The sequence below is a fragment of the Candidatus Igneacidithiobacillus taiwanensis genome, from assembly GCF_031962545.1.
GTDB lineage: Bacteria > Pseudomonadota > Gammaproteobacteria > Acidithiobacillales > Acidithiobacillaceae > Igneacidithiobacillus > Igneacidithiobacillus taiwanensis.
In genome coordinates this window covers 1-6,028 of the sequence record NZ_JAVRKK010000130.1, presented here as the reverse complement: position 1 = coordinate 6,028, position 6,028 = coordinate 1, and the positions used below count along the sequence as shown (strand labels likewise).

Annotated in this window: 4 protein-coding genes and 1 pseudogene; all 5 read left to right on the top strand. The window is 58.1% G+C overall.

The features are described 5' to 3' along the window. Positions 1 to 73: 73 nt before the first annotated feature. Positions 74 to 1,141, top strand: a complete 1,068-nt coding sequence (locus RTI30_RS11930) for a phosphatase PAP2 family protein (protein WP_312283840.1) — start codon at positions 74 to 76, stop codon at positions 1,139 to 1,141. Between the two features lie 76 nt (positions 1,142 to 1,217). Further along, on the top strand, positions 1,218 to 2,258 hold the full coding sequence (locus tag RTI30_RS11925) for a polysaccharide biosynthesis/export family protein (RefSeq protein ID WP_312283839.1): 1,041 nt from the start codon (positions 1,218 to 1,220) through the stop codon (positions 2,256 to 2,258). A gap of 8 nt (positions 2,259 to 2,266) precedes the next feature. Then, a complete protein-coding gene (locus RTI30_RS11920; protein ID WP_312283838.1) occupies positions 2,267 to 4,819 on the top strand; it encodes a polysaccharide biosynthesis tyrosine autokinase in 2,553 nt (850 codons plus the stop codon). Continuing rightward, positions 4,816 to 5,580 carry a CpsB/CapC family capsule biosynthesis tyrosine phosphatase gene (locus tag RTI30_RS11915; protein WP_312283837.1) on the top strand — a complete coding sequence of 255 codons (765 nt, stop codon included), beginning with the start codon at positions 4,816 to 4,818 and terminating at the stop codon, positions 5,578 to 5,580. The genes RTI30_RS11920 and RTI30_RS11915 overlap by 4 nt, the downstream gene beginning before the upstream one ends. Next, positions 5,577 to 6,028 (top strand): annotated as a pseudogene (locus RTI30_RS11910) (UDP-glucose 6-dehydrogenase); the annotation flags it as partial. The gene RTI30_RS11915 and the pseudogene RTI30_RS11910, both read left to right, overlap by 4 nt.

Genomic DNA, 6,028 nt, shown 5'->3' with positions numbered 1-6,028 from the left:
CTAAGTTGTTGCGCAACATTTTATCATGATAAATTTAGCCTCTAGCAAGGAAAGGGGTATAGGCCGTAGCTGCATGAAATCAAAATTTGATAGAGGGAGGACGGTACGACGTGTTTGGGCTGCAGGCGTTTTTGTTGCTGCAGTTATCGGGACGCCGCTGGCATCCGCTGAGGGGTCTTCATGGCTGGCTACCTATTATCCCGACCCCTATAGCCAAGCGCCATCCCCAAAACTGATTGCTGCTGGGTTGACACCCGGCTATCTGGAAAACACGGCGGTAACAGGGGTCGGCCCGGCCAATGACTCGGCCGTAACGTCAGAGCGTCCGCTCGGCGCGCACTCGGCCATCACGCATACACATCCCCTAGCACCTGAAATCACGATGCCCACATGGTGGACACAACCTCTTGATGCGCACCCGCGGACGCAAAATCAGGGCTTGGTGCCCTACCGTCGCTCCAGCGCGCCCTGGTACGATACTCCATTGGGTGTTCTCGGTATCGGTGTGGCTGCCACGGGAGTTACCATGCTTTTCGACCATGGCATTAACCATTATGTCGACACCCATCTTAGCCGCAACTTTCGCAATCAGGTACCGTTGAACATTGCCGATGTGCTAACCGATGGTTCTCTCATTCTCGCCGGAACCACCTGGTTTCAAAGCCCTTGGGCCAGCCCAAAACTAGCACATACTTCGAGTGTTGCCTTGACCGCCGCGGCTATAACAACAGTGGAAGTGTTTGCCCTAAAATATGCAGTCGGCCGCGCCCGACCATCAGGACCAGACAGCAGTTCTACGCAATATCATCCTTTCAGTTCACGTTATGCCGTATTCAGCACTTCCTTTTTGTTCAACAGGGACGGTCCGGCAACTGCTTCTTTTCCATCGGGACACACCGCGATCGCCTTTGCGGTCATCACCCCCTACGCCCAGAACTACCATCAACCTTGGCTGTATGCCATCCCCATGCTCGTCGGGGTCAGTCGTATTATGGCGGTGGACGGCCATTGGGCGTCGGATGTGGTTGCGGGTGGCTTTCTTGGCTGGCTCACGGCCGACCTTACCAACCGTTATTTTGCCAAGAGCGACTATGGTTTCATGTTATTTGGAGATGGCGTTGGCTTCTACGGCAAATTTTAAGATCCAAATCAAAACATCCTTATCAAAAGGCCTCTGGGGCACGCACTTCTGGCGCAACTGCTTATGGCTGGTTCTGATGAACGTGGCCTTGTCCGGTTGCGCCATCATGACCGATGGGCCGGAGCAGACCTACTCCCGGCAGGCGGAACAACCGCAAACGCTCCCCTCCGCCGTGCTTTCCCAGCATGAACTTCATCTCTCTCCTGCAACCATGGAGCGCCTCCTGCACCGGAGCATCACCTATCACCTAGGGGCAGGGGATGTGATTTCCGTGTCGGTGTATCTGCATCCGGACCTGTCCATTCCCAGCCCCATGACGGCATCCACGGGGTTGGCTGGAGCCATCGTCACCAATGACGGTAATATCCAGTTACCCCTATTAGGGTTGGTGCATGTGGCCGGAATGACCACGGCCCAATTGAAAGCACATCTTACTCAGCTTTACGCTCAATACGTCATCGACCCCAAGGTCACAGTGCAACTACAGGTAGCCCACAGCATCCGCTACTATTTGCTGGGTGAATTCACCAAACCCGGTTTGGTCTACTCCGACAGGCCGTTAGACCTATTGGAGGCCATGGCCTTGGGCGGATCAATGAACTTGGCCGATGCCGATCTGCGCGGCGCCTATGTGGTGCAAGATGGCCGGAAATTGCCGGTCAACTTCCAAAAACTGATCCTGGCCGGCGATCTCCAGCAAAACATTCCCCTGAAAACCGGTGATGCCATAGTCATTCCCAGTGTATCGACCATGCGGGCCTATGTTTTCGGTGCAGTTGACAAACCCGGCCCCGTTCCCTTTGTGAACGGACGCCTGAGCCTGTTACAGGCCCTCTCGGATGCGGGCATGAACACCGCCAGCCTGACGAACGCGCGTCTGAGCGATATCCGCATCATTCGGTCGGAAGGCGCCACGGGACAATTTTATGTGGTGAATGCCCGGCGCATTCTGGAAGGCAAGGCGACTCCCTTCTACCTCAAGTCGGGAGACATCATCTTCGTACCGCAAACAACCATCAGCAGTTGGAACCAAGCAATACAACTCCTGTTGCCGTCCCTGCAGGCCATCAACCAGTTGCTCAACCCGTTCGTATCCATCAAGTTCTTGAGCCAATAGGAAAGCTTGTGACCGATAACCATACGCCTCAGACCACGCCATACCACGCGGTTCCATCGGGCGGCCCCAAGGGAATGACGGGCGCCAGCAGTTCAGGGGATGGCGACGAAATCAACCTCGGACCCATCCTTCAGGCGATCCGGGAAGGCTGGAAATGGCCCGTGGCCCTGGGGGGAGGTTTCGCCTTTCTCGCCGTGGTAATCGTGCTCTTCACCAAACCCGTATTCAACGCAAGCGGCACGCTCTATCTCGCGCAGGCTGAAAAAAACGGGTCCGCCGGTTCGGGATCGGTGGATGGGGTCTCCTTGCTTTCAGGCCTGCTTGCGCAGGGGTCCAGCATGGAAACTCAGGTAGAGATCATCAATAGCCGGGAAATGATCGAGCGTGCGGTGCTCGCCTCCGGGATCAACGCCCAGGTATGGCAGATGGGGCATCGCCCCAAGACTCTGACGTTTGCAGGCTGGAAGTTAGGGGGGCAGCGTCTTTCCCTCTATGCCCCCGGACCTCACGCGCTGCGGGCGCTGTACGCCCATGTTACCGACCCGGATCTACAGGGCCAGACCCTTACCATCCGCTTTGGTCAGGATGGTCAATATCAGATCTTCGCGCCCAGGATGACACAACGGAGCAAAACTGTTTCCACACGCTCCTACCAACACGCTCAGGCATTGCTCACCGGCAAGATCGACCAACCCGCCGTCGGACCGGAGCTGCGGCTGTTGCTGACGGCGGTGCAGCCGCACTACATTCCCGCAGCCCATACCCAATACCTTCTCCGGATCAACAATGCATTAGGGGTCTACAGGGCGTTGACCAAGAATGGCGACATCTCGGTGATACGCGGCTCCGGAGCCACGGACGCGGCGGCCAAGACCAGCTATCTGGTCACCGTCGCCGTCAACAGCACAAACCCTTTCACCGCAAAGCGTTTAACCAACGCGCTCATGCAGACCTACCTGAATCAAACCCGGTCCTGGGGCACGGATCAGGCGGCGGCCACCTATGATTATCTGAGCCGGCAACTGGACAAGATCCGCACTGCACTGAGTAACGCGGATGCCCGTCTGGCCAGTTACCAGAGCAAGAGCGGCGTGATCGCGGTTTCCGCCGGCGCCAAGGAGATGATCGGCCAATTAGCCGACTACGAGACCCAGCGTTCTCAGGCCAAGATCACCCTCTATGGCCTGCAACAGATCCAAAAGACGCTGACGCAGCCTGGCGGCACCCTGAACCCTTATTTGTTCAGCAGTAAAGACCCCGTCATGAACAGTCTCGCCACCCGCTTGGCGGATGCGCAGGGTAAGCTCATTGTCCTAGAAAAACGCTATACCCCCGCTGCCCCGCAAGTGGTGCAGGTCCAGGCCGATATCGCCTCCATCCGCGCCGCCATCAGTGCCCTGGTGCAGAACCAGGAGAAAATGGCCACCCAGCAACTTCAGTCCATTGATGCCATCATCAGCCAGCATCGGGCCGATATGGGGAAATATCCCCGTTCCGAGCTGGAGGTCATTTCCCTGACCCGATCCAGCGAGGTGCTGGGCAAGCTGTATATGTTCCTCCTGGAAAAACAGGAAGAAGCCGCCATCAGCAAGGCCAGCACTCTGACCAAAAACCGGATACTAGACACGGCTCTGATAGCCCAACTTCCGGTCGCACCCAAGGTCGGGAGAGAGGTCGTATTGTACGGATTTTTAGGGGTGTTGCTGGGCTTGAGTATTGTCTTTGGGCGCTATCTTCTCCACCCCGGCTATCGCAGCGATGAAGAGTTACGCCGGCGTTATCCCTTCCTGCCCGTCTATGGACTCCTCCCCACCGCGCATTCCGCATCGCGCAGCAAGGAAACGGCTTTTACGATGCCCGACCCGCGTTCCGGCTGTGGTGAAGCCCTCCGTCTGCTTCGCGGCAATTTCTATCTGGCCGTTGGCGATGCTCGCGGGCAGGTCGTGGCCATGACCTCGGCCGTACCCGGGGACGGTAAAAGCACACTGGCCTTTCAGCTCGCCGCGGCCTTGGCCCAGGATGGCAAGAAAGTCCTTCTGATTGATGCCGACCTGCGCAATCCCCATGCCCATCTGGCCTTCCAGGTCACCCAGGAGCCGGGTCTGGCAGGCATACTCGCGGGACGCACCACCTGGCAGGCAGCCTTGCACCATATCACGGATCTCGGTATCGACCTCATTACTGCCGGCAACACGCCACCCAACCCCAGCGAACACCTGGGTTCTGGTCGCCTGGAGCAGGTATTGGCAGAGCTGCGTTCGGCTTATGACACCATTTTGATCGACACGCCGCCTTTCCCCATGGTGGGAGACATCCTGACCATAGGCCCCCTCGCCGATCGTTTGCTGACCATCGCCAAGGTCAACCATACCCCGCGCCGGGCCTACCAGGAACATTTGCAAGGCATCCTGGGGCTGAATCGCCCCGTGGGCTTAATCATCAATGGCATCCGGGTGCAGGGCAGCTATGGCTATGGCTATGGCTATGGCGCCAGCGACGGCAAAACGGAGACTCCGCCCAAGGGCTGGCGGCGCCACCTCCGATTCAGGCGCAAAAAATGATGATGGATCTGCTGCGCCGGTTTCGTCCCCAAAGTCCTTCTACGGAGGCGTCCGGCGGGACACGGCTTGGACCTGTTTGGGATTTCCACTGCCATTTGCTACCGGCGGTGGATGACGGACTGCGCAGTTTGGAAGAGACGCGCGCCGCCATCGCGGGCTTGCGCGCCCTCGGATATCAGGGTGCCGTGCTTACGCCGCATATTTATCCGGGGGTTTATGACAATAACCCTGATCAGCTCCGCGATGTCTTCCGTGCCTTGCGGCAGGAGATAGAGGGGGAATTTCGCCTGCATCTCGCCGCGGAATATTTTGCAGATGCAACGCTATTCACCGCCATGGAGCGTGAGGATATTCTCTATCTGGAACTGGGGAGCCAAAAAATCGTTCTGGTGGAGTTTCCCACACTGATGCCAACCCCGGAAGGGGTTGATGTACTCCTGCAACTGCACCGTGCCGGCTATCAGCCCGTGTTGGCGCATGTGGAGCGGTACCGTTATGTCCAACTAGAGCAATCAATCTGGCTGCCGCGGCTGGAACGCTCTGGCGCCTGGCTGCAATGCGACATCGGCAGCCTGGCGGGGCAATATGGTCCGCATCCCCAGGCCTTCGCCCGCGCGCTGCTGGATCAGGCACTGCCCATGCTCTGGGGCACGGATTTGCACCGTGTGGCGCAACTTGAGCGCTACGTGGAGCCCGGCTTAGCCGTACTCGCCAAAAGTGGGCACCATATCAACGCTGTATTGGAGGCATTGGCCGCATGAAAATCACGGTTATCGGCACGGGCTATGTCGGTTTGGTGACGGGCGCCTGTCTGGCCCATGTAGGCAATCACGTACTCTGCATCGATGTGGACGCCGACAAAGTGGCCCGGTTACGCCAGGGTATTATCCCCATTCACGAGCCGGACCTGCCTGCCATTGTCCAGGAAGGCATTGCCGGTGGCCTGCTGACCTTCAGCACTGACATCGCCGCCGGGGTCGAACACGGCGAATTCCTCTTTATCGCCGTGGGCACGCCTCCCGATGAAGACGGCTCCGCCGACCTACGTCACGTCCTGTCGGTAGCCGACGCCGTGGGCCGGCATATGCGTCGCCCAGCCATCGTCATCAATAAATCCACCGTTCCCGTGGGTACGGCGCAAAAAGTGCAGGAACACATCGCCGCCGTGCTGCACGAGCGAAATGTCGTAATCCCTTTTGAAGTGGTATC

Bases quoted from the DNA above. Each gene is read 5' to 3' on its own strand.
- RTI30_RS11925 (WP_312283839.1), top strand. From the start codon at position 1,218: ATGAACGTGGCCTTGTCCGGTTGCGCCATCATGACCGATGGGCCGGAG.
- RTI30_RS11930 (WP_312283840.1), top strand. From the start codon at position 74: ATGAAATCAAAATTTGATAGAGGGAGGACGGTACGACGTGTTTGGGCT.
- RTI30_RS11915 (WP_312283837.1), top strand. From the start codon at position 4,816: ATGATGATGGATCTGCTGCGCCGGTTTCGTCCCCAAAGTCCTTCTACG.